General features: G+C 73.0%; 19 protein-coding genes. 9 read left to right on the top strand and 10 right to left on the bottom strand.

Features of this window, described 5'->3' with window-relative positions:
* The first annotated feature begins 111 nt into the window (after positions 1–111).
* The 3 genes from NP075_RS14635 (at position 112) to NP075_RS14625 (ending at position 2,584) form a co-directional block, all read left to right on the top strand.
* Positions 112–711 carry a hypothetical protein gene (locus NP075_RS14635; protein ID WP_227565372.1) on the top strand — a complete coding sequence of 200 codons (600 nt, stop codon included), beginning with the start codon at positions 112–114 and terminating at the stop codon, positions 709–711.
* 241 nt (positions 712–952) lie between these two features.
* The gene (locus NP075_RS14630) at positions 953–1,573 is read left to right on the top strand and encodes a DUF47 domain-containing protein (RefSeq protein ID WP_227565264.1); all 621 of its coding nucleotides are present in this window, start codon (positions 953–955) and stop codon (positions 1,571–1,573) included.
* 6 nt (positions 1,574–1,579) lie between these two features.
* Positions 1,580–2,584: an inorganic phosphate transporter gene (locus NP075_RS14625; RefSeq protein WP_227565265.1), complete on the top strand. Its 1,005-nt coding sequence runs from the start codon at positions 1,580–1,582 to the stop codon at positions 2,582–2,584.
* Positions 2,585–2,617: 33 nt separating this feature from the next.
* Here NP075_RS14625 and NP075_RS14620 read toward each other — a convergent pair whose 3' ends face one another.
* From NP075_RS14620 to mshD, 3 genes are read right to left on the bottom strand one after another with little or no spacing between them, the layout of a single operon-like run.
* A complete protein-coding gene (locus NP075_RS14620) occupies positions 2,618–3,598 on the bottom strand; it encodes an NUDIX hydrolase (RefSeq protein WP_227565266.1) in 981 nt (326 codons plus the stop codon).
* The gene (locus NP075_RS14615) at positions 3,595–5,829 is read right to left on the bottom strand and encodes an RNA degradosome polyphosphate kinase (protein ID WP_227565267.1); all 2,235 of its coding nucleotides are present in this window, start codon (positions 5,827–5,829) and stop codon (positions 3,595–3,597) included. The genes NP075_RS14620 and NP075_RS14615 overlap by 4 nt, the downstream gene beginning before the upstream one ends.
* Positions 5,826–6,881: a mycothiol synthase gene (gene mshD / locus NP075_RS14610; RefSeq protein WP_227565268.1), complete on the bottom strand. Its 1,056-nt coding sequence runs from the start codon at positions 6,879–6,881 to the stop codon at positions 5,826–5,828. The genes NP075_RS14615 and mshD overlap by 4 nt, the downstream gene beginning before the upstream one ends.
* A gap of 126 nt (positions 6,882–7,007) precedes the next feature.
* On the opposite strand from mshD, the gene NP075_RS14605 reads away from it, so the two are divergent.
* Positions 7,008–8,366: an NAD(P)-binding domain-containing protein gene (locus NP075_RS14605; protein ID WP_227565269.1), complete on the top strand. Its 1,359-nt coding sequence runs from the start codon at positions 7,008–7,010 to the stop codon at positions 8,364–8,366.
* 316 nt (positions 8,367–8,682) lie between these two features.
* On the opposite strand, the gene NP075_RS14600 is transcribed toward NP075_RS14605, so the two are convergent.
* From NP075_RS14600 to NP075_RS14580, 5 genes are all read right to left on the bottom strand, one after another.
* A complete protein-coding gene (locus NP075_RS14600) occupies positions 8,683–9,603 on the bottom strand; it encodes a hypothetical protein (RefSeq protein ID WP_227565270.1) in 921 nt (306 codons plus the stop codon).
* A 173-nt stretch (positions 9,604–9,776) separates the two neighbouring features.
* A complete protein-coding gene (locus tag NP075_RS14595; RefSeq protein ID WP_227565271.1) occupies positions 9,777–11,195 on the bottom strand; it encodes a cellulase family glycosylhydrolase in 1,419 nt (472 codons plus the stop codon).
* A gap of 205 nt (positions 11,196–11,400) precedes the next feature.
* On the bottom strand, positions 11,401–13,425 hold the full coding sequence (gene acs / locus NP075_RS14590) for an acetate--CoA ligase (RefSeq protein ID WP_227565272.1): 2,025 nt from the start codon (positions 13,423–13,425) through the stop codon (positions 11,401–11,403).
* A 126-nt stretch (positions 13,426–13,551) separates the two neighbouring features.
* Positions 13,552–14,418 (bottom strand): hypothetical protein, encoded by an 867-nt coding sequence (locus NP075_RS14585; protein WP_227565273.1) that lies wholly within the window; start codon positions 14,416–14,418, stop codon positions 13,552–13,554.
* Positions 14,419–14,516: 98 nt separating this feature from the next.
* Entirely contained in the window at positions 14,517–15,458 is a 942-nt protein-coding gene (locus NP075_RS14580; protein ID WP_227565274.1) for a formate/nitrite transporter family protein, read from the bottom strand.
* 323 nt (positions 15,459–15,781) lie between these two features.
* Between NP075_RS14580 and NP075_RS14575 the strand changes: the two genes are divergently transcribed.
* The 3 genes from NP075_RS14575 (at position 15,782) to NP075_RS14565 (ending at position 19,499) form a co-directional block, all read left to right on the top strand.
* On the top strand, positions 15,782–17,461 hold the full coding sequence (locus NP075_RS14575) for an ABC transporter substrate-binding protein (protein WP_227565275.1): 1,680 nt from the start codon (positions 15,782–15,784) through the stop codon (positions 17,459–17,461).
* Between the two features lie 83 nt (positions 17,462–17,544).
* Positions 17,545–18,570 carry an ABC transporter permease gene (locus NP075_RS14570; RefSeq protein WP_227565276.1) on the top strand — a complete coding sequence of 342 codons (1,026 nt, stop codon included), beginning with the start codon at positions 17,545–17,547 and terminating at the stop codon, positions 18,568–18,570.
* Positions 18,567–19,499, top strand: coding sequence for a carbohydrate ABC transporter permease (locus NP075_RS14565; protein ID WP_227565277.1), 933 nt, complete (start codon positions 18,567–18,569; stop codon positions 19,497–19,499). Before NP075_RS14570 ends, NP075_RS14565 begins: the two co-directional genes overlap by 4 nt.
* Positions 19,500–19,578: 79 nt before the next feature.
* On the opposite strand, the gene NP075_RS14560 is transcribed toward NP075_RS14565, so the two are convergent.
* On the bottom strand, positions 19,579–21,030 hold the full coding sequence (locus NP075_RS14560; RefSeq protein WP_227565278.1) for an NAD-dependent malic enzyme: 1,452 nt from the start codon (positions 21,028–21,030) through the stop codon (positions 19,579–19,581).
* 60 nt (positions 21,031–21,090) lie between these two features.
* Here NP075_RS14560 and NP075_RS14555 point away from each other — a divergent pair, with 60 nt between their 5' ends.
* Entirely contained in the window at positions 21,091–21,570 is a 480-nt protein-coding gene (locus tag NP075_RS14555) for an NUDIX hydrolase (protein WP_227565279.1), read from the top strand.
* Positions 21,567–22,424, top strand: coding sequence for a cell filamentation protein Fic (locus NP075_RS14550; protein ID WP_227565280.1), 858 nt, complete (start codon positions 21,567–21,569; stop codon positions 22,422–22,424). Before NP075_RS14555 ends, NP075_RS14550 begins: the two co-directional genes overlap by 4 nt.
* Before the next feature lie 268 nt (positions 22,425–22,692).
* Here the strand turns inward: NP075_RS14550 and NP075_RS14545 are convergent, their stop codons facing one another.
* Positions 22,693–23,520 (bottom strand): HAD family hydrolase, encoded by an 828-nt coding sequence (locus NP075_RS14545; protein ID WP_227565281.1) that lies wholly within the window; start codon positions 23,518–23,520, stop codon positions 22,693–22,695.
* Positions 23,521–23,599: the final 79 nt, after the last annotated feature.

The following is a 23,599-nucleotide window of genomic DNA, read 5'->3' as shown; positions in this document are numbered from 1 at the left end:
CTGGTGGCGGGGCGGGACACGAGGGATCATGCCGCCGTGAGCACGGACGGAACGAGCGGCAGGAGCGACGGCGGTGCGCCCGGCGGCGGACGGCGGCACCACCGGCCGGTGGTGATGGACCCCGCGGTGGCCGACGAGCTCCCCGGCGAGCTCGACCCGGCACTGCGGGGTGAGATCGCCCACACCACGGCCAACGCGCTGGTGCGGCACGGGCGGGCCACCGCGGACCCGCAGATCGTCGCGCGGCTCGTCGCGCTCGTCGAGACCGAGGGCCTCGACGTCGTCGCGGCGATGTGGGCGGACAGCCCGGCCGACACCCTGCCCGGCGCGCTGTGGCGCCTGTACGTGCTGCGCGAGTGGGTGCGTCGCGACCCCGTGACGGTCGCGGACAGGTACCGCCAGGGGGTGGCGGCGGCGCCCGCGCACGACGTGGTCGCCGGTGTGGTCGACATGCCCGGCCCGCAGGACGTGCGCGCGGCCACCGACGCGGTGCTCTCGGGCGTCTACACCGGTGACCTGGCCGTCGCGCTCGAGCGTGCCGCCGCGTTCTGCCAGGTCCTGGCCACGGGGGCCGCCTTCGACGCCGACCACCTCGAGGACCTCGACCCCCGGGCCGCCGTGCGGCAGACGCGCGGGGCGGCCTCCCTGGTGCGGACCGCGGAGGAGCTGGCGCACGCCGCCCAGCTCTGGCGGGCCGACCGGCTCGAGTGACGGCCCGCGCGTACACTGGTCGCGCGACGCCGGGTCGGTAGCCCCGGGCTCCATCATCAGCCGCTTCGAGCGGCCACGCGCCGAGAGGCGCTCCTGGCCCGGCGTCGTCTCTCCCGCAGCGCCACGTGGCGCGCGGCGCACCTGGGCCATCGGTCCCGTCACGACGGGGGTCCACCGCCGGTTACGCTGGACCAGACCCCTTTCCCGGGGCTCACCACCAGTCGACGACCCGGAGCCCTCCGTGCGCCTGCGCCTGACACCGCGCGACACCTCGTACTTCGATCTCTTCGCCGCGTCCGCGTCCCATCTCGTGACGGGCGCGAACCTCCTGGCGGAGATGCTCGGCGCCGACCGCGCCACCCGCAAGGAGATCAACAAGCGGATGGCCGACGCGGAGCATGCCGCGGACGACGCGACCCACACGATCATGCGTCGCCTCAACCAGACGTTCGTGACGCCGTTCGACCGCGACGACATCTACGACCTCGCGTCGAGCCTCGACGACTGCATGGACTACATGGACGAGGCGTCCGACCTCATCGTCCTGTACAAGGTCGACGAGCTGCCGGCACGCGTGTCCGACCAGGTCCAGGTGCTGCAGCGCGCAGCCGAGCTGACGGCCGAGGCCATGCCGCGCCTGCGGTCCATGGACTCGCTCCAGGAGTACTGGGTCGAGGTCAACCGCCTCGAGAACCAGGCGGACAAGTCGCACCGCAAGCTGCTCGCGCAGATGTTCGACGAGATCGCCGACCCGATCCTGCTGATGAAGCTCAAGGAGATCGTCGAGAAGCTCGAGGACGCGGCGGACGCCTTCGAGAAGGTGGCCAACACGGTCGAGACGATCGCGCTCAAGGAGTCCTGAGCACCCGTGGAACCTGTGCTCGTCGTCTTCGTCGTCGCGCTCGCCCTCGGGTTCGACTACACGAACGGCTTCCATGACGCCGCCAACGCCATCGCCACGTCGGTCTCGACGCGCGCGCTGACGCCGCGCGCGGCGCTGATCATGGCGGCCATCATGAACTTCGCCGGTGCCCTGCTCGGCACCGAGGTGGCCGAGACCATCGCCACGTCGATCGTCGATCTGCAGGGCGAACCACCGCACTCCGCGCTCGTGGTCGTGCTCTGCGCGCTCGTGGGCGCGATCACGTGGAACCTGGTCACGTGGTGGTTCGGTCTGCCCTCGTCGTCCACGCACGCCCTCATCGGCGGGCTGGTCGGGGCGGGGCTCGCCGCCGGCTTCGGCATCTACGGCTCGGCGATCGTCGACAAGGTCGTCCTGCCGATGATCTTCTCGCCGCTCATCGGCTTCGGGCTGGCGTTCGCCGTGATGGTCGGGCTGCTGTGGCTCATCCGCAACCGCCCTCCGACCCGCGTCAACCGCCGGTTCCGCATCGCGCAGACGGTGTCGGCGGCCGCCATGGCCCTGGGCCACGGCCTGCAGGACGCGCAGAAGACGATGGGCGTCATCTACCTGGCGCTGCTCACCGCCGGCTGGGCGAACCCGGACGAGGGCATCCCGTTGTGGGTCAAGCTCGCCGCCGCCGCCGCGATCTCGGCCGGCACGTACGCCGGCGGCTGGCGCATCATGCGCACGCTCGGTCGCAAGATCATCGAGCTCGACCCCGCGCGCGGGTTCGTCGCCGAGTCGGTCTCCGCGGTCGTGCTGTACGTCAACGCGTTCGCGCTGCACGCACCGGTCTCCACGACGCACACCATCACGTCGGCGATCATGGGCGTCGGTGCCACCAAGCGGCTGTCGGCCGTGCGGTGGGGCGTCGCCAAGAACATCGCAGGCGCCTGGATCCTCACGATCCCCGCGGCGGCGCTCGTCGCGGCCGTTGTGTTCTGGATCCTGCACCCGATCCTGGGCTGAGCCTCGCCGGGCTGAGCCACGCCGGCTGAGCCCTCAGTCGGGCGCGACGGGCGACCGGTGCCGCTCGACGGCCAGCACCCGCACGCCGTGCGACGTGACGCCCGCGTGCGCCACCAGGAGCTCGGCGGGGACGAGGAACGGGTTGTCGTGCGGCAGCGCGTCGGCGACCGGGCGGCGGCTGTGCTCGGCCAGGACGTCCAGGACCGTGGGCAGCACCGGGCGGTGCGTGCACAGCACGGTGTCGCGCCGGTCGTCCAGCAGCTCGTGGACGATCGCCCCCACCCGGGCCGGTGACTCGTCGTTCCCGGCCTCGGTCAGCCCGTCCACGACCTCGGGGGCCACGCCGGCCGCGGCCGCGTACGGCGCGATGCTCGCCGCGCAGCGCTCCCAGCTGCTGGTCACCACGCGCCCGACGCCGAAGGCGGCCAGCGCCGGCGTCATCGCGGTGGCCTGCCTCCGTCCCAGGCCGGTCAGCGGGCGGTTCTCGTCGGCGCCGCCCCACAGGCTGCGCTTGCGGGCCTGCGCGTGCCGCGCGACGACGAGCGCACGCGTGTCCAGCCGGCCCTTCGCGTGCAGGTCGCGGAGCGCGTCCAGCGGTCGGCGGTCGGCACGCCGGGTCAGGCGCCGCTCGGCGTCCGCGGCGTCGAACCACTCCCAGTGGTCGATCTCCGAGCGGTCGGCGTGCCGCACCGGCAGGCGGGCGTGCAGCGCTGCGTCGTCGCCGCGCCCCCCGACGCGCGCGGCCCAGTAGTGCACGACCTTCTCCCGGCCGTCGGCGAGCCGGTACTCCAGCCCCGGCAGCGGGACACCCAGCACGACGGCCAGGCCCGTCTCCTCCTCGATCTCGCGGACGGCCGCGACGGGCGGGGTCTCCCCGGGGTCGAGCTTGCCCTTGGGCCACGACCAGTCGCGGTACCGCGGCCGGTGGACCAGGGCCACCTGCAGGTGCCCCGCACGCACGCGCCAGACGAGCGCCCCGGCGGCCTGCACGGGCGCGGCGGGCGCGGCCTTCACCGGGCGGCGCCCGGCCGACGCCTCTGACGGTGGATGAGCACCTCCTGCAGGTCCACCAGGGGCCCGTCCGGCCCGCGGCGGTGGCGCACCCAGTCACCGTCCGGCCCCAGGCGCCACGACGACGTGCGGTCGTCCATCGTCTCGTCGAGGTACTCGACGAGCTCGGTCACCTGCGCCGGGTCCGCGACCCGCACCAGCGCCTCGACGCGCCGGTCGAGGTTGCGGTGCATGAGGTCCGCGGAGCCGATGTACACCTCGGGCCCTTCGAAGCCGTCGTCGGACGACGGTGTGCTGTGCCCGAACGCGAAGATCCGCGAGTGCTCCAGGAACCGCCCGAGGATCGACCGGACGCGGATCGTCTCGGAGAGGCCGGGCACGCCCGGTCGCAGCGCGCAGATGCCGCGCACGTTGATGTCGACCGGGACGCCCGCCTGCGACGCGCGGTACAGCGCGTCGATCGTGACCTCGTCGACCATCGAGTTGACCTTGATCTTGATCCACGCGGTCTCGCCGCGCCGTGCTGCCTCCGTCTCGCGCTCGATCCGCTCGACGAGCCCCGTGCGCACCGAGCGCGGTGCCACGAGCAGCCGGTGGAACCGGGACTTCGGCGCGTAGCCGGACAGCTGGTTGAACAGGCGGGTGAGGTCCTGGCCGACGTCCGGGTCGGCCGTCAGCAGGCCCAGGTCGGTGTACAGGCGCGCCGTCTTCGGGTGGTAGTTGCCCGTCCCGACGTGGCTGTAGCGACGCAGGCCGTCGGCCTCCTGCCGCACGACGAGCGAGAGCTTGCAGTGCGTCTTGAGGCCCACGATCCCGTACACCACGTGCACGCCGGCCTGCTCGAGCTTGCGCGCCCACGAGATGTTGTTCTGCTCGTCGAACCGCGCCTTGATCTCCACCAGCGCGAGGACCTGCTTGCCGGCCTGCGCGGCGTCGATGAGCGCGTCGACGATGGGGGAGTCGCCCGACGTGCGGTACAGCGTCTGCTTGATGGCCAGGACGTTCGGGTCGGCCGCCGCCTGCTCGAGGAACGTCTGCACCGACGTCGAGAACGAGTCGTACGGGTGGTGCAGGAGGATGTCGCGGGCGCGGATCGCGGCGAACACGTTCGTCGGCGTCGCGGACTCGACCTCGGCCAGGTACCGGTGCGTCGCGGGCACGAAGCGGGGGTACTGCAGCTCGGGACGGTCCAGGTCGGCGACGAGGTTCAGGCCGGTGTGGTCCAGCGGCGCGGGCAGCTCGTACACGTCGTCCTCGGACATGCCCAGCTCGCGCACCAGCAGCTTGCGGACGCGCGGGCTGATGCCCTCGGCGAGCTCGAGCCGCACCGGAGGGCCGAAGCGGCGGCGCAGGAGCTCCTTCTCCATCGCCTTGAGGAGGTTCTCGGCGTCGTCCTCCTCGACCTCGACGTCCTCGTTGCGCGTGATGCGGAAGGTGTGGAACTCGCGGACCTCCATGCCGGGGAACAGCATGTCGAGGTGCTGGGCGATGACGTCCTCGACGGGCACGAACGACATCGGGCCCCGCTCGGGTGCCGCCGTCTGGGGGACCGGGGCCGAGGGCCGGCCGGCCGCGTCGACGGCGATGTACCGCGGCAGCAGGGGCGGCACCTTCACGCGCGCGAAGTGCTCCTTGCCGCTGGCTGGGTTGACGACGCTCACCGCGAGGTTGAGCGACAGCCCCGAGATGTACGGGAACGGGTGGGCCGGGTCGACCGCGAGCGGGGTCAGGACCGGGAAGATCTGCCGGCGGAAGAACTTGTGGAGGCGGTCCTGCTCCGCGTCACCGAGCTCGTCCCACCGCACGATCGTGATGCCCTCGCCCGCGAGCGCCGGCTGCACCTGCTCGACGAAGACCCGCGAGTGCCGCTCCATGAGCGCGTGCGCGCGCTCGCTGATCGCCTCGAGCACCTGCCGCGGGGACAGGCCCGAGGCGGCCGTCACGGCGATCCCCGTCGCGATGCGGCGCTTGAGGCCGGCCACCCGGACCATGAAGAACTCGTCGAGGTTGGACGCGAAGATCGCGAGGAACCTCACGCGTTCCAGCAGCGGCAGCTCGGCGTCCTCGGCGAGCTCGAGCACACGCTGGTTGAAGGCCAGCCAGGACAGCTCGCGGTCGAGGAACCGGTCGTCGGGAAGGGCCGCGTCGTGCGGGTGCGGCACGGGCTGCGCGGTCTCGACGTGCTCGGCGATCCGCTCGGCCAGCGCCGGGTCGATCGTGGGGGCGTCGGTCATGCCCCCATCGTGGCACCGTCGGCGGGAGTAGGCGTGTCGTCGTCGGCCACCCGGGCGAGCGGCGTGCCGCGGGCCGGGCTGCCGGACGCGCCGTACATCACGTCGACGGCCGCCCGCACGAAGCCCGCGCGCTGGTACGTGTGCACCGCGACCGTGTTCTCCGCACCGGTGTAGAGGATGACCGTGCGCAGACCCCGGTCGCGCAGGTGCGCGAGCCCCAGCGACGTGAGCGCGCGACCCAGGCCGAGGCCCTGCGCGTCGGGGTCCACGCCGACCACGTAGATCTCGCCGACCTCCTCGCCCGGAGCGCCGTCCGGGGCGTCGCCGGGCGGGTGGACCTTCGTCCACACCGACCCGAGCAGCTGGCCGTCGCGCTCCACGAGCAGGAACCCGGCCGGGTCGAACCAGGGCTCCTGCTCGCGTGCCCGCAGGTCCGCGGACGTCATGCGGCCCTGCTCGGGGTGGTACGCGAACGCGCGGGCGTTCACGCGCCGCCACGCGTCCTCGTCCTGCCCGGGCACGAACGTCCGCACCTGCACGCCCTGGGGGAGGGCCGCGTCGGCGGGCGGGTGCTCCGTGAGGTCGAGCGCCATCCGCCACAGCTCGCGCACCACGGACATGCCCGCCGCGGCGGCCGTCGCACGGGCCGCGGGCAGGTCGCCGTGGGCCCACACCTGCAGGCGGCGCCCGGGGACGGCGGCCGCCTCGGTCGCCGCGTCGGCGAGCAGGGCCCTGGCGACACCGCGCCGGCGGTACGGCGGGTCCACGACGAGCTCGGCCCGCACCGTCGTCGAGCTGCCGACGTCGAGCTGCGCGTAGCCGACGAGCGGCGCCTGCCGGTCGTCGTCCGGCGGGTCGTCCGTCGCCCGGGCGAGCAGGTGCACGACGGGCGCCTCCTCGTCGGCGAGCCACAGCAGCGGCTGCTCCGACAGGGGCGCGACGCCGTCGCAGCGCGTCGCCGAGCGGTGCAGCGCACGCACGGCGTCGGCCTGCGCGGGTGGCAACGGCCCGGCCACGGCCGTGACCGACGCCGGCATCTCGAAGTCGGACATGCGCCCATCCCACCACGAGCACCCGACCGGCGGCCGCCCGGCCGGGTGATCCGCCGCGGGCGGTGCGCACGCGGGACCGGTCCGGGGCCGCGGACCGTCCGCGGCAGCGGGTAGCGTGGTCGCGTCATGGACCACCCTCCCGTCGCCACCGCAGCCTCGGGCGGGCGACGTGCGCGGCGGGGTCCGCGCGGGCCCCGGACGGTCGACGTCGACGTCGTCGTCATCGGGGCCGGCCAGGCCGGTCTGTCGACGGCCTACCACCTGCACCGCACGGGGCTCGTCCCCGTCGGGACGGCCGGGTGGGAGAGCGCGCGCGGCACCTTCGTCGTGCTGGACGCCGGGCCGCGCCCCGGCGGCGCGTGGCAGCACCGGTGGCGGTCGCTGACCATGGCGGACGCCCACCGGGTGCACGACCTGCCCGGCATGCCGTTGACGGTCGCCGACCCCTCGGAGCCCGCCGCGGACGCCGTGCCGTACTACTTCGCGCAGTACGAGGAGGCCTTCGGGCTCAACGTCCAGCGTCCCGTGGCGGTCACCCGCGTCGAGCGCGCGCCCCGGCCCGACGACGACCCGGGGTACCTCGTGACGACCCGGCACGTCGAGCACACCGACGAGGTCGTCGTGTGGTCCGCGCGCGGCGTGGTCAACGCGTCGGGGACGTGGGGCAAGCCGTTCTGGCCGGCGTACCCCGGCCGCGCGGTGTTCCGCGGTCGCCAGCTGCACACGCGCGACTTCCGGAGCGCGGCCGACCTGTCCGACGGGCACGTCGTGGTGGTCGGTGGGGGCACGTCGGCCGTCCAGCTGCTGCTGCAGATCGCGCAGGTCACGACGACCACGTGGGTGACGCGCCGGCCCCCGTCGTGGGTGGACGAGGAGCTGACGCCCGAGCTCGGCCGTGACGCCGTCGCCCGTGTCGACGAGCGGGTGCGCGCCGGCCTCCCGCCGCAGTCGGTGGTCTCGGTCACCGGTCTGCCGCTCACGCCGGCGTACCGCGACGGCATCGAGCGTGGGGTGCTGCGGGCGCGTCCCATGTTCACCCGCATCGTCCCCGACGGGGTGGTGTGGGAACCGTCCGGGGACGGGGTGCGAGGTGACGTCGGTGACGTCGTGGGCGGCGAGGGTGGTGCCGTCGGCCAGGTCGGTGCGGCTGGTGAGGGTCGTGCGGTCGGCGAGGGTGGAGCGGCCGGCGAGGGTGGTGCGGCTGACGAGGGTGGTGCGGCGGGCGAGGTCGGTGGCTGGGCGGACGGGCCGTCGGTCGTCGACGCCCGCACGATCCTGTGGGCCACCGGCTTCCGCGCGTCGCTCGACCACCTGGCGCCCCTGGGGTTGCGCAGCCCGGGCGGCGGCATCGCCATGGACGGCACCCAGGTCGTGGGCGAGCCACGGCTGCAGCTCGTCGGGTACGGCCCGGCCGCGTCCACGATCGGCGCGAACCGCGCGGGCCGCGAGGCGGCCCGCCGCCTGCGCCGCGCCCTGGGCTGGTAGCAGCCCGGCATGCCCGGCGCGCCCGCACACGATGACCAGTGGTCATCGCGGGGACCTGCTGGGTGACCAGTGGTCAGTTGGGGGGTGCTGTGGCGGCCGGGAGGGCTCCCAAGTGACCAGTGGTCATCGTGCGGATCTGCTGGGTGACCAGTGGTCAGTTGGGGGTGCTGTGTCCGCCGGGAGGGCTCCCGGGTGACCAGTGGTCATCGTGCGGGTCTGCTGGGTGACCAGTGGTCAGTTGGGGGGTGCTGTGGCCGCCGGGAAGGCTCCCAAGTGACCAGTGGTCGTCGTCAGGACCCCCCGGGATGACCAGTGGTCAAGGGCGTGTCAGGCGCCGGGCCAGACGGGTGCGCCCGGCTGCCGTGAACGTCGACGCGGCCAGCAGGTCGAGCCACGGCCGGACGCGTTCCGGGACGTGCTCCCGGCCCAGGGCGTCGTCGATGTCCCGCAGGACGCTCACCGGCCGGTCGCGCAGGTCACCCGACGCGTAGCCGCGCCGGGTCCAGCCGATCGACGTCAGCGCACGGTCCCGGCGCAGGTCGGCCGCGTGCTGCTGGGCGTCCCGGTGGACCGCGCCGTCGTACTCGTGGAGCGTCGTGGTCCCGGTGATCCACAGGTCGCCGCGCGCCACGAGCTCGCCCGACGCGCGGTGCACCGGGTGCTGCGGCACCACGTCGGCCCCGAGCGTGACGTGCATGAGGCGCAGCAGGGACTCCCAGGGGGACTCGCTGCGCCCGTCGGCGAGGGCGACGGCGCGGCGCAGAGCGACGACACCGCGTCGTCGGGGCGCGCACACCGCCTCGATGTCCGGCACCGTGCACCCCGATCGCAGGGCCGAGTCGACGAGGACGACGAGGTCGAGCAGCGCGAGGTCGCGCGCGCACGCCAGGAGCGTGTGCGGCGCCACCGCCACGCGGAGTCCGTCCCGCTCCAGGACGGGGACCGGTGAGGTGGTCCGCGTGACGCGGACCCCGGGTCGTCGTGTCCGGTGGTCGGCCTCGGCCTGGTCCACGAGCACCGGCAGGTCGGGCGGCACCTGCGGCAGCCACCAGCCGTGCAGGCCGGCGGCAGTGAGGTGGGAGAACGCCGCGGAGGCCGGCAGGACGTGCTGCCAGGCGTGCAGCGCGGTCAGTCCCGGCGGGTGGTGCAGGCCGCGCGCGACGGTGGTCCACCGTCGTCCTGGTCGACGCCCCGGGTGGACCGTGAGAGCACGGGCGGGCGGCAGGAGATCGCTCATCCCGCGACGGTGCCGGATCACGGGCCTCGGCGGCACCGGCGGGACCACGTCGGTGGAAGGAGTGCCCAGGAGAGGTGCCGGAGGGCGGCTCGACGCCGCACCGGCGTGCGCCACGCGTATCGGCCCCGCCCTCGGGGAGGGCGGGGCCGATACGGGTCCCGCTGTGGCGGGGGTCAGCGGCAGGCCACCGCCACGGTGCCAGTCGGTGCCGTGCCCGAGCCGATGAACCCGTAGGTCGTGGTCTGGCCGGCACCGAGGTTGCCGTTCCAGGCGGCGTTGGCGGCCGTGACCGCGCTGCCCGAGCCGCTGAACGTGGCGCTCCAGCCCTGCGCGACCGAGGCGCCGGCCGGCAGCGTGAACGACGTGCTCCAGCCTGTCAGGGCCCGTGCGCCGGCGGTCACGTCGACCGTGCCCTGGAACCCACCCGGCCACGAGCTGGCGACGGTGAGCCGCGCGGTGCAGGCGGCGCCCGGGGTGGGCGTCGGGGAGGCGCTCGGCGTGGGCGACACGCTCGGCGTCGGCGAGACGCTCGGCGTGGGCGACACGCTCGGCGTCGGCGACACCGTCGGCGTCGGTGTCACGCCGGAGAAGTACGTCGCCGTCCGGGCGGTCGCCTTGATGCCGTTCGCCCCGTCGAAGATCAGCCGTCCCCAGGCCGTCTTCTGGGCGGGGTCGAACGCGGTCACCATGTCGAGGTACTCCACACCACCGCCGTTCCCCGACCACGACCAGCCGTAGTAGCCGATGCCGCGCTCGACGGCCTCGCGCATGATCGTCGCCTCGTCGGGGTCGCCGTCCGAGTGGTCGTGACCGAACTCGCCGATGACCAGCGGCAGCCCTTGGGCCTCGAACGCGTCGAGGTACGCCGTGATGGTCGACGCCTGCGCGTACACGCCGTACATGTGGACCGAGAAGAGCGTGTTGCCCTCCGGGTCGGCGGCGGCGACGGTCGCGGCCGTGTCGCGCATCACGCCCTTCCAGTCCTGGCCCCAGTTCGGCGCGTCGACGACGATGTTGTGCCGCAGGCCGGCGGCGCGGACCTTCCTGATCGCGTTGGCGGTGTCGGTCGTCCACCCCGTGACCTGCGGCTCGTTGTTGCCCGTCGGCTCGTTCCCGATGTTGATCTGGATGAAGTCCTCGTTGCCCTGGAGCACGGACCTCAGCGAGATGAAGTAGTCGGCGGCCGTGTCCAGGCTCACGGCGCCCGACTGCTCGCCGTAGCCGGTCGTGTCGTGGTTCTCGAGCATGCAGACCAGCTGGTTGGCCTTGCACAGCGCGATGACGTTGGCGACGTCGGCCGCGTCGTTCCTGGTCCAGCGGTCGCCGCCGGACAGCACGACGCGCAGCGCGTTGGCGCCCGCGGCGCGGATGGCCGGGATGGCCCTGGGGGTCTCGGCCGTGTACCAGGTGTGGGCGTGGCTGACGCCGCGCGCGACGAACGGCGTGCCGTCCTGCTCGACCAGCCGGGAGCCGGAGATGTGCAGGCCGACGGGGTCGGCCGCCGCGGCGGCCGTGGCGGCGGCGGTGATGCCGCCGAGTGCCAGGAGCGCGGCGCCACAGGCGGCGGCCGCGCGCAGGGAGGTGCTCTTCATCGACGTCCTCGTTCCGCGAAGGTGTCCGGGCGCACCCGGTCCGGCGTCCGTGTGCGCGGCGGGTGCGGCCGTCAGACAACCAGCAGCCCCGGACCCCCTCCATCGGTGAAGCGTTTCGCCGCCGGATCGCCGGGAAGCGCTTCACGGGCGCACGAGGACGGCCCGGCGGCGGGTTCCGCGCCGGGCCGTCCTCGTGCGGTCGAGCTCAGTCCGCGGACACCGCGGCCGGCTTCGCCAGGCCCTCGGCGATCAGGTCCATGACGGAGGAGTCCGCGAGCGTCGTCGCGTCCCCGACCTTCCGGTGCTCGGCCACGTCGCGCAGCAACCGGCGCATGATCTTGCCGGAGCGCGTCTTGGGCAGCTCGGCGACGACCAGGATCTGCCGGGGCCGTGCGATGGGCCCGATCTCCTTGGCGACGTGGGCGCGCAGCGTGTCCTGCACGGTCGCCGCGTCCGCGTCGGCGGCCTGCGTCGCGTCACCGCGCAGGATGACGAACGCGACGACGGCCTGGCCGGTGGTCTCGTCCGTGGCACCGACGACCGCCGCCTCGGCGACCCACGGGTGCGAGACGAGCGCCGACTCGATCTCGGTGGTGGACAGCCGGTGGCCCGACACGTTCATGACGTCGTCGACGCGGCCCAGCAGCCAGATGTCGCCGTCGTCGTCCTTCTTGGCACCGTCACCGGCGAAGTAGATGTCCTTGAACCGGGACCAGTACGTGTCCTTGTACCGCTCGGGGTCGCCCCAGATGCCGCGCAGCATCGCCGGCCACGGCTCGGTCAGCACCAGGTAGCCGCCGCCGCCGTTCGGGACCGGCTTGGCGTCGTCGTCGACGACGTCGGCCGCGACGCCCGGCAGCGGCACCTGCGCCGACCCGGGCTTGGACACGGTGACGCCCGGCAGCGGGCTGATCATGATGGCCCCGGTCTCGGTCTGCCACCACGTGTCGACGATCGGCGTGCGGTCGCCGCCGATGACACGGCGGTACCACATCCACGCCTCGGGGTTGATGGGCTCGCCCACCGACCCCAGGACGCGCAGCGAGGACAGGTCGAACTGCCCCGGGATCTCCTCGCCCCACTTCATGCACGTACGGATAGCGGTCGGGGCGGTGTACAGGATCGTGACCCCGTACTTCTGCACGATCTCCCACCACCGTCCCCGGTGCGGCGTGTCGGGCGTGCCCTCGTAGATGACCTGCGTGGCGCCGTTGATGAGCGGCCCGTACACGACGTACGTGTGTCCGGTGACCCAGCCGATGTCGGCCGTGCACCAGTAGACGTCCGTCTCGGGCTTGAGGTCGAAGACGTTCAGGTGCGTGTACGCGGCCTGCGTCAGGTACCCGCCCGTGGTGTGGAAGATGCCCTTGGGCTTCCCCGTCGTGCCGGACGTGTACAGGATGAACAGCGGGTGCTCGGCCTCGACGTCGACGGGCGTGTGCTCGGACGACGCGACGTCGACGGCCTCGTGCCACCAGACGTCGCGGCCGGCGGTCCACTCGACGGGCTGCCCGGTGCGCCGCACGACGAGCACGTGCGCGACGCTGGGCGCCCCCTTCGCGAGCGCCTCGTCCACCGCGGGCTTGAGCGCCGACGGCTTGCCGCGGCGGAACCCGCCGTCGGCCGTGACGACGAGCTTGGCCTCGGCGTCGAGGATGCGTGAGCTGAGCGCCTCGGCGGAGAACCCGCCGAACACGACCGAGTGCGGGGCGCCGATCCGCGCGCACGCGAGCATCGTGACGACGGCCTCGGGGATCAGCGGCATGTAGATCGCGACGCGGTCGCCCGTCCCGACACCGAGGGCCGTGATCGCGTTCGCGGCCTTGGAGACCTCACGCTGCAGGTCGGCGTACGTCAGCGAGCGCGTGTCGCCGCCCTCGCCCTCGAAGTGCAGCGCGACCCGGTCGCCGCGGCCCTGCTCGACGTGCCGGTCGACCGCGTTGTACGCGGCGTTGAGGCGTCCGTCGGCGAACCAGCGCGCGAAGGGCGCGTCCGACCAGTCGAGGGTCTGCGTGAACGGGGTCGACCAGCTGATGAGGTCGCGCGCCTGGTCCGCCCAGAACCCCGGACGGTCGGCGTTGGCCCACGCGTACAGGTCGGCGGTCGCGTTGGCCTGGACGGCGAACTCCGGCGACGGCGGGAAGCGGCGCTCCTCCGACAGCAGGTTCTCCAGCCCTTGGGAGCCCGGGGCTGCCTCGGTCGACGTGGGGGCGGCAGACGAATCGGTCACGTTGTCTCCTACGCAGCGGCTTCGGTGCGACGGGTGGGGCTGACCAGTGCGGTCTTGGTGACGGACCTTAGTCCCGGTCGTGGTCCGCGCGCACCGTGCAGTCGTGCCGAGCCGCCGCTCCCGCCGTCAGGCCGCGCGGTTGCGCTCGCGGAACGTGCCCAGCCGGACGCCGTGCCGGCGGCCCAGGGCGATCGTGACGCCGGCCGTCAGGAGCAGCACGCCGGCGACGATCGTGGTGCCCGACGTCCCCGCGACCGTGACCTGCGTGACCGTGAGGTCCCACGCGTCCGCGTCGACGATCTCGAGCGTGGTGGCGCGTGCGACGCCGGGAGCGTAGAGCTGCAGCCCGCCGAGGACGCCGAGCAGCAGCCCCGCCGTGACGGGGACGGCCGCGGTCCACAGCCCCAGCAGGAGCAGGGCCGCGAGCAGCACGGCGCCGACGCTGACGAGCACGATGCCGAGCAGCTGGAGCGACGCGTCCCAGCCGTCGACCTGCACCTCGAGGATCCGGCTCTGGCCGACCAGCAGGACACCGACGGCGAGCGGGGCGAGCACGAGGCCCACGAGCACGCCGAGGACGTGCGTGCCGGCGTGGGGCGTGCGCGGCGCGTTCGGCTCGGGGAAGAGCTCGCCGTCGCCGTCTCCCGCAGGCGCCGTCCCGGTCGGGGCCGGGGAGTCCGCGCGCGTCGACGCAGCCGGGGAGGCGGCCGTGGACGCGGGCGTGGCGTGCCCGGCGGCCGGTCCCCGGCCGCCGTCGGACGCGTCGGGGGCGCCGGACGTCGCCGGCGCCACGACCGGATCCGGGGAGCGACGCTCCGGCCCGTGCCCCGTGCCGGCGCCGGTCTCGTCCGGCTCCGGCGGGGTCGGCGCGGGCCGCTGCACCGCGTGGCGGCCCGTGTCGGCGCCGGGCTCGCCCTGCTCCGGCTCCGGCGGGGCCGGGGTGCCGTCGCGCCCCGTCCCGTCTCCGGTGTGCTTCGGGTCCGTGGTGCTCACGCGTGCTCCTCGGGTCGCGGCCGCGCGTCGTGCGACGCCCTGCGAGGCCACGTTATTGCCCGGGTCGGCCGCCCGCCGTTCGGCGCGCGGCCCGTGCGTCAGCGCGGTACGGGAGCGGCCTGCGGCTGCGCGGGGAGCAGGGGCCCGGTGGACGGCCCCGGGCTCGTCGCGGTGGCGGCACCCGCGGTGGCGGCACCCGTGGCGACGTCGTCGCCCGCGACCGAGGCGACGGCGGAGCCGGCGCCCGGGCGGTGCTCGTCGGCGCCCGGCGCGGGCCGGGACCCGTAGGCGTAGGCCGCCCCGACCAGCAGCGCGCCGCCGATCGTGTTGCCGAGGCCGACCGCGGCCACGTTCCGGGCGAACTCCGCGACGGTCGCCTCGGGCAGCCCGGCGTACAGGCCGAGGGAGAACGTCGTCATGTTGGCGACGACGTGCTCGAAGCCGGAGGTGATGAAGACCAGCACGCACGCGAAGACGGCGACGATGCGGGCGGTCTCGCTGGTGAGCCGCCCCCAGCACCACACGGCGAGGCACACGAGCAGGTTGCACAGGATGCCGCGGACGACCAGCTGCAGCGTCGTCGCCTCGGCCTTGTGCGCGACCATGCGCGCGATCGCGTCGCCGCCCGCGGTGCCAGGGACCAGCAGGCCGGAGACGTGCAGCAGGCCGGCGAAGGCCATGGCCCCGAGCAGGTTGCCCGCGAGGCACGCGAGCAGCGTGACGGCGGCGCGGCCCCAGGTGATCCGGCCGAGCATGGCGCCCTGGGTGAGGATCATCATGGCGCTCGTGGCCAGCTCCGCCCCCGCGACGAGGACGATCGTCAGGGCGATGCCGAAGACGGCCCCGTTGACGAGCGGCGCCCACGGCGACCCGGCGGCGACGAGCGGCCCGCCCGCGGTCACCATGATGAGCACACCGATGCCGATGTAGGCGCCCGCGAGCATCGTGCGGACGAGGAACAGGCCGGGCGTGCGGGTCAGGGCGACCTTGTGCACGGCGCTGTCGGCCTGTGCGGCGACGGCTTCGGGGATGGTGAGCACGGTCTATGGTCTGCCCAGGCAGGGGCACCTGTCTGGGACGAAAGTTCCCCCTGCGCCGTGCAGTTGGCGTCGATCCGGTAACGACCGGATCGACCTCCTTGACCGGCGCGCGAGGGGCGCATAGCGTCCCGGCACATCGGCAGATGTATCGTTAATACTCGAACTTCGGCCGATGACCCGGAGGCTCTCGGCAAGGGTGTCGACGAGCCGCCGGGCCGGGCCGGTGACGCAGAGCAGCGGATCGCTCTACGGCGGCGGTGTTCGTCCCTATACTTCAGCGCCCGGGTCGTCGCCTGGGACGGATCTCGACGAGGAGAACCCTGATGGCACGTGCGGGAAATCTGGCAGGACGGCGGACGCGCAAGGCGCGCGCCGCGGGGGCGCTGACGTTGGTGGGCGCGCTCGCGCTCGCCGCGTGCGGCGGGGGCGGCGGCGAGGACACGGCCGCAGGCGACGGTGAGGGCGCCGAGCTGGAGTGCTCCGCCGAGAGCGTGGCGGACGAGCAGTGGAAGGCAGCCGAGCCGCGCGAGTTCTCGCTGCTGTGGACGGACTGGGCCGACTTCCCGATCAAGGACTCGTGGGAGTTCTTCGACGAGATCGAGGAGCGCACCAACGTCAAGCTCAACCTGACGAACATCCCGTTCAGCGACGCGACCGAGAAGCGCAGCCTGCTCATCAGCGCCGGTGACGCGCCGCAGATCATCCCGCTCGTGTACACGGGTGAGGAGCGCCAGTTCGCGGCCTCCGGCGCCGTGGTGCCGCTGAGCGACTACGCCGACTACATGCCCAACTTCCAGAAGTACGTGGACGAGTGGGACCTGCGCGACATGGTCGACGACCTCCGGCAGGAGGACGGCAAGTACTACATGACGCCGGGTCTCCAGGAGGTCTCCGTCCCGACCTTCACGCTGATCATCCGCAAGGACGTCTTCGACGAGGTCGGCGCCCCGGCGCCCGAGACCTGGGAGGACCTCCAGGAGGGCATGGAGCTCATCAAGGCCAAGTACCCGGAGAGCACGCCGCTGGCCGACGGCTTCGAGGGCCAGTCGATGATCAACTACGCGGCCCACGCCTTCGGCACGGTCGGTGGCTGGGGCTTCGGCGACGGCGCCTGGTGGGACAAGGACGCGAACGAGTTCGTCTACGCCGCGACCACCGACGGCTACAAGGACATGGTCACGTACTTCGCCGGGCTCAATGAGGCCGGGCTGCTCGACAGCGAGTCCTTCACGGCTGCCGACGACGGCGGCGGCACGGTGACCGAGAAGTTCGCGGAGGAGAAGGTCTTCGCGGCTTCGGGTGGCTCGTGGACCGTCCAGGAGTTCGCGACGGCGCTCGACGCCGCAGGTGTCACGGACTACGAGCTCGTCCAGATCGCGCCCCCGGCCGGTCCGGCCGGCGACTTCGTCGAGCCGCGCAACTTCTGGAACGGGTTCATGCTCACCAAGGACGCGGTGAACGACCCGAACTTCTGCGACCTGCTCCACTTCACGGACTGGCTGTACTACAACCCCGAGGCGCGCGAGCTCATCCAGTGGGGTGTCGAGGGTGAGCACTACACCAAGGACGCCGAGGGCAAGTACACCCTCGAGCCCGACTTCACGCTCGCGAACCTCAACCTGAACCCGTCCGGCACGATCGACCTCAAGAAGGACCTCGGTTACGCCAACGACGTCTTCGCCGGGTCGACCGAGTCGCGCGCGCTCAAGGAGTCCTACAACGTCCCGGCGTTCGTCGAGTACATCGACTCGGTGCAGTCGACGCGCACGCCGCGGGACCCGTTCCCGCCGCACCCGCTCGACGAGACCGAGCTCGAGCAGGCCTCGCTGCTGAGCACCCCGCTCAAGGACACGGTGGACACGGCGACCCTCGGGTTCGTCCTCGGGCAGAAGGACCTCTCGGAGTGGGACGCCTACGTGTCCGGGCTTGAGGGCCAGGGCCTGTCGAGCTACATGGATCTCATCAACGGCGCAGCAGAGCGCGCCGCAGGGAACGACGGCTGAGCCCAGGCTCGACGAGGTGCAGCGGGCCGGTCCCTTCGCGGGGCCGGCCCGCCGCACCACCGATCCGCCCACGAAGGAGTGACATGAGCGCGGCACACGCGACGGGTGACGTCCTCGGGACCTCGGTCCAGGCGTCATCCGGAGGGAGGGTTCCGTCGTCGGTCGACGGCGAGGACCCGGGTAGTAAGGAACGACCTCGAGCACGGAAGATCGGTTGGCGGCACACGCTGCGCCGCGACTGGGTGCTCTACGCGATGGCGCTGGTACCGGTGCTGTTCCTGCTGGTGTTCCGGTACGTGCCGATGTTCGGCAACATCATTGCGTTCCGGCGGTTCCGGGCGGGCGGCAGCATCTTCGGCGACGAATGGGTCGGGATGCGCTATGTCGAGCTGTTCCTCAACGACCCCAACTTCTGGAACGTCTTCGGCAACACGGTGATCCTCGGTGGGCTCACCCTGATCTTCTGCTTCCCCCTGCCGATCGTCCTCGCGCTCCTGCTCAACGAGGTGCGCAAGACGGCGTTCAAGCGAGTCATCCAGTCGATCTCCTACCTGCCGCACTTCCTCTCGGTCGTCATCGTGGTCGGCATGCTCATGCAGCTGCTGTCGCTGCAGGGCACGGTCAACCAGATCATCGAGGCGATGGGCGGGGAGGCGATCCCGTTCCTGCAGCGTGCCGAGTGGTTCCGCACGGTGTACGTCGGCTCCGAGGTCTGGCAGACCGTCGGCTGGGGCACGATCCTCTACCTCGCGGCCCTCACCACGGTCGACGCCTCGCTCTACGAGGCGGCCCGGATCGACGGCGCCAACCGGTGGCGCCAGACCTGGCACATCACGCTGCCGGGCATCCGCCCGACGATGATCACGCTGCTCATCCTCAACATCGGGCTGTTCCTCAACGTCGGGTTCGAGAAGGTCCTGCTCCTGTACAACCCGCTGACCTACGCCACGGGTGACGTCGTCTCGACGTACCTCTACCGCGTGGGTCTGGTTGCCAACAACTTCAGCTATGCGACGGCCATCGGACTGTTCCAGGCGATCATCGGCCTCGTGATGATCCTCACCGCGAACTTCGTGTCGCGCCGAGTGGTAGGAGCAAGCCTGTGGTGACTCAGAGCGCACTCACGTCGACGCCGTCGGTCGGCGGCGGTGTGTCCGTCGGACCGCGCGACTCGAAGAGCTACAGAGCGTTCACGTGGTTCAACGGCACGTTCCTCGTGCTGCTGTGCGGCTTCATGCTCTACCCGTTCGTCACGGTGCTGGCGCAGTCGTTCAGCAGCGCCGGCGCGGTCAAGGCCGGCATGGTCAACGTCTGGCCCGTCGGCTTCAACCTGACCACCTACAAGGTGGTCATCGAGAACGACCTCTTCTGGTCGTCGTACAAGAACACCGTCGTCTACACGCTCGTCGGCACGACGATCGCCATGGTGCTGACGACGCTGCTCGCCTACGTGCTCGCGAGGCGCGCACTGCGCGGGCGGAACGTCCTCATCGGCCTCGCCGTGTTCACGATGTTCTTCAACGGCGGCCTCATCCCGAACTACGTGCTCATCCAGACCCTCGGGCTGAAGAACACGATGTGGGCGGTGGTGCTCCCGGGAGCGATCTCGGTGTTCAACCTCCTCGTCATGAAGTCGTTCTTCGAGAACATGCCCACGGAGCTCGAGGAGGCCGCGCAGATCGACGGGCTCGGCTGGTGGGGGATCTTCCGGCGGATCGTTCTGCCGCTGTCGAAGGCGGTCATCGCGACGATGATCCTCTTCTACTCCGTGGCGATCTGGAACGACTGGTTCGCGGCGTTCCTGTACCTCGACAAGCAGGAGCTCTTCCCGGTGACGCTGTACCTGCGCAACATGATCGCAGGCGCCTCGTCGACGGCCTCCCAGGGTGCGGCGGCCTCCGGGTCCAGCACGTCGGAGATCGCCGCGAACATCCAGGCGGTCACGATGATCCTCACGATCATCCCCGTCCTGTGCATCTACCCGTTCGTGCAGCGGTACTTCGTGTCCGGCATCATGCTCGGCTCCGTCAAGGGCTGATCGCCGTCGTGGGCCACGGGTCGGACGTCCGACCCGTGGCCCACTGCTGTGTCCGCAGCGCGCGGTCGTGCGGTGGGCGTCAGGGCGTGCGGCGGCGCAGCGCGGCGATCTCGCCGGTCTCCGGGTGCGCCGTCGCGTGACCGGCCTCGGCCTCGGCCGCGGCACGCACCGCCGCAGCCACGGCCGTCGTCGCCTCGGCGTTGAAGACGCTGGGCACGATGTACGTCGGGTTGAGCTCGTCCGGGTGGACGACGGACGCGAGCGCGTGCGCCGCGGCCAGCAGCATCGACTCCGTCACGGTGCGTGAGCGCGCGTCGATCAGCCCGCGGAAGACCCCCGGGAACGCCAGGACGTTGTTGATCTGGTTGGCGAAGTCCGAACGCCCCGTGCCGACGACCGCCGCGTGCTGGGCGGCGTCGTCCGGGTCGACCTCGGGCCGGGGGTTGGCCAGCGCGAACACGACGGAGTCGGGCGCCATGCGCGCCACGTCGTCGCCGGTGATGACGTCGGGCGCGGAGAGGCCGATGAACACGTCGGCGCCGACGACGGCGTCGCGCAGCGTGCCGGTGACGCCGCGGTGGTTGGTCGCCTCGGCGGTCCAGCGCAGGGACGGGCTCAGGCCCGGACGGTCGCGGTGCACGACGCCCTCGACGTCGGCGACGACGACGTCACGCACCCCCGCCGCCAGCAGCAGCTTGAGCACGGCGGTGCCCGCGGCACCGGCGCCGGACATGACGACCCGCACGTCGCCGATGTGCTTGCCCACGACCTGCAGCGCGTTGCGCAGGGCGGCGACGACGACGATCGCGGTGCCGTGCTGGTCGTCGTGGAAGACCGGGATGTCGAGCCGCTCGCGGAGCCTGCGCTCGATCTCGAAGCAGCGGGGAGCCGAGATGTCCTCCAGGTTGATCCCGGCGAACGCTGGGGCGATGGCGACCACCGTCTCGACGATGAGGTCCACGTCGGTGGTGTCCAGGCAGATGGGGAACGCGTCGATGTCGGCGAACCGCTTGAAGAGCACGGCCTTGCCCTCCATGACGGGCAGCGCCGCCAGCGGGCCGATGTCGCCCATGCCGAGGACCGCGGTGCCGTCCGTGACGACGGCGATCGTGTTGCGCTTGATCGTCAGGCGTCGCGCGTCCTCCGGGTGGTCGGCGATCGCCTGGCAGACGCGCGCGACGCCGGGGGTGTAGGCCATCGACAGGTCGTCGCGGTTGCGCAGCGGCACCTTCGACTCGATCGAGAGCTTGCCGCCCAGGTGCATGAGGAACGTGCGGTCGGAGACGCGCTGGACCACCACGCCCTCGAGGCCCTCGAGCGCGCGCACGACGTCGGCCGCGTGATCGGTGTCGCGCGTGGCGCACGTGACGTCGACGGTCATCGTCTCGTGGAACGAGGCCGTGACGTCGAGCGCGGTGACGATGCCGCCCGCGCGCTCGATGGCGGTCGTGAGGTCCGAGACGGCGGTCGGCCGCGCTCGCACCTCCAGCCGGGCGGTGATGGACGACGAGACGGACGGCGCAGAGACCATGGGGGTCATTGTGGAGGTTGGGCCTGGTTGTCCGCCTTCCGGCGCGCGTAGCATCTGCGGGTGTCGATCCCCCCTTTCGTCCTGGCCCTGCGTGAACGCGTCGGGCACGACATGCTCTGGCTGCCCGGGGCCACCGCGGTCGTCCTGCGCGACGACGGCCCGCGTCCGCGCGTGCTGCTGGTGCGCCGGGCCGACACGGGGGAGTGGACCCCGGTCACGGGGATCGTCGACCCCGGGGAGGACCCGGCGGTCGCCGCGGTGCGGGAGGTGCGCGAGGAGGCCGACGTCGTCGCCGTCGCGGAGCGGCTCGCGCAGGTCAGCGTCATCGGCCCCGTCGTCTACGACAACGGCGACCGGTCGCAGTACCTCGACCTGACCTTCCGGTGCCGGTGGGTGTCGGGGGACCCGTTCCCCGCGGACGGCGAGAACACCGACGCGCGGTGGTGGGACCTGGACGACCTGCCCGCGATGTCGCCGTCGATGACGTCGCGTCTGCAGGCGGCGCTGCCGGCGCGCGGTGAGGCCGAGTTCGTCGCGTGAGCCGGGCACCGGCGGACGCCCTCGCGGGTCTGGCGGAGCTGCCGGGGGTCGGTGCGGCGGTGGACGCCGCGCGGGGGGCCTGCGAGGAGCTGCGCTGGCACGAGGCGTTCCGGCGCCGCTGGCGCGAGGTCCGTGCCGAGGCCGGGCTGCGCGCGGCCGCCGCGTCGGCCGCCCTCGACGGCGCGCCCGTGGGCGTCGAGGTGCTGCGCGCCTGGGCGACGGGGGGCGGCGCGCCCGGCGGGGGTGTCGACGCGGTGGCGGCGGGCGCCCTGCGCGCGCAGGCGGTCGTCGAGGCGCAGCTGCCGGACCTCGGCGCCCGGGGCGGGGGCGTGACCACACCGCTGCCCCAGGTGCTCGCGCGCGTGCACGCGGCGGCCGCAGCGGGGCTGCTGCCGGACACGGAGGTCGGCCGCCCGCGGACCGGTGCCCCGGGTGACCTGCGGGGCCTCGGGCCGGCGCCCGCGCCGGACGTGGCCGCCGGACGTGTGGCCGGTGTCCTGCGGGACGCCGCCGGCACGAGGGCGCCGGCGCTCGTCACCGTCGCCGTCGTGCACGCGGAGCTGCTGACCGCGCGGCCGTTCGCCGCTGCCAACGGCGTGGCCGCGCGCGCGACGGCCCGTCTGCTGGCCGCGCGCACGGGCCTGGACCCGACGGGCACGGTGCTGCCGGAGCCTGTGTGGCAGGAGACGCCGCAGGCGTACCAGGCCGCCGCGGCGCGGTACGCCACCGGGGAGGCCGACGCGGTGGCGGGCTGGGTCGTCGGCTACGCGGACGCCGTCGTGCGCGGGGCGGCCCGGGCACGGGCCGTCGCCGACGAGGTGCTGGCGGGCCGGCGCGCGGAGGGCGCGGGCTGAGTCCCGCCCCCGAACGCGAGCGACGGCGCCCTTGCGGACGCCGTCGCGCGTACCGACGACCGCGAGAGTGATCAGGCGTGCATCTCCATGGTCGCTCCGGGACCAGCCCGGTCGACCCGCCACTAGGGGGGTGATCCTGCGCGTGGGTGCTCTCGCGGTCGTTCGGCGTGGCAATGTCCTACACCCGCGTCGGCCGGCTGCGCAAAGCGAGAACGCATCGGCGCAGGGGACGTGGCCGGCACGGTCGCATGGTGAGAACCGGGGGTCGTCAGGCGGGACGGCGGCGGCGCCACCACCACAGGGCCGCGCCCGTGAGGGCGAGCACCGCGACGACGGCGCCCGTCGTCACCCGCACCTGCGTGTGGAGCCGACGCAGCGGGACCGGTCGGCGGAACGCCAGGACCTCCCAGCCGCGCTCGTCGGCCAGACGGCGCAGCGCACGGTCCGGGTTGACGACGTGCGCGCGCCCGACCGCGGAGAGCATGGGGGCGTCGGTCACGGAGTCCGAGTACGCGAAGCTCTCGTCCAGGTCGTACCCCTGGCGCGCGGCGAGCTCGCGGATCGCGACGGCCTTGTTCTCGCCGTAGGCGTAGAAGTCGATGGCTCCGGTGTACCGGCCGTCGGCCACGGCCATCCGCGTGGCGATGACCCCGTCGGCGCCGAGCATCTCGGCGATGGGCTCGACGACCTCCGCCCCGGACGCGGACACCACGACCACGTCCCGCCCGGCTGCCCGGTGGGCGGCGATCAGCTCGACCGCCTCGGCGTAGACCATCGGGTCGATGGACTTGTGCAGGGTCGCGCGGACCACGCCCGACACGGTCTCGACGTCCCAGCCGACGACCGTGCGGGACAGCTGCGCGCGCAGCCGCTCGGTCGCGACCTCGTCGGCGCCGCCCAGGAGGTACGCCAGCTGGGCGTAGGCGGTCGCGACCACCGAGCGGCGGGTCAGCAGGCCCTCGGCCAGGAAGCTGCGGGAGAAGGCCGTGGCCGAGGACGTCGCGATGATCGTCTTGTCGAGGTCGAAGAACGCGGCCGCACGCCGGCCGCGCGCGTGCGCGGCGAGTGACGGTGCGGCGGGCTGCTGGTCGGCCATGGGCTGCGCGGCTCCGGGAGGCGAGGACGCTGACCTGCGCGAGCGTAGCGGTGCGGTCCGACACCGCGCGCGGTCCCTC

Origin of the sequence: Cellulomonas wangsupingiae (assembly GCF_024508275.1) — a bacterium.
GTDB lineage: Bacteria > Actinomycetota > Actinomycetes > Actinomycetales > Cellulomonadaceae > Cellulomonas > Cellulomonas wangsupingiae.
Note: the sequence above shows the minus strand (reverse complement) of the source record. Positions and strands in the feature narration are given on the sequence as shown.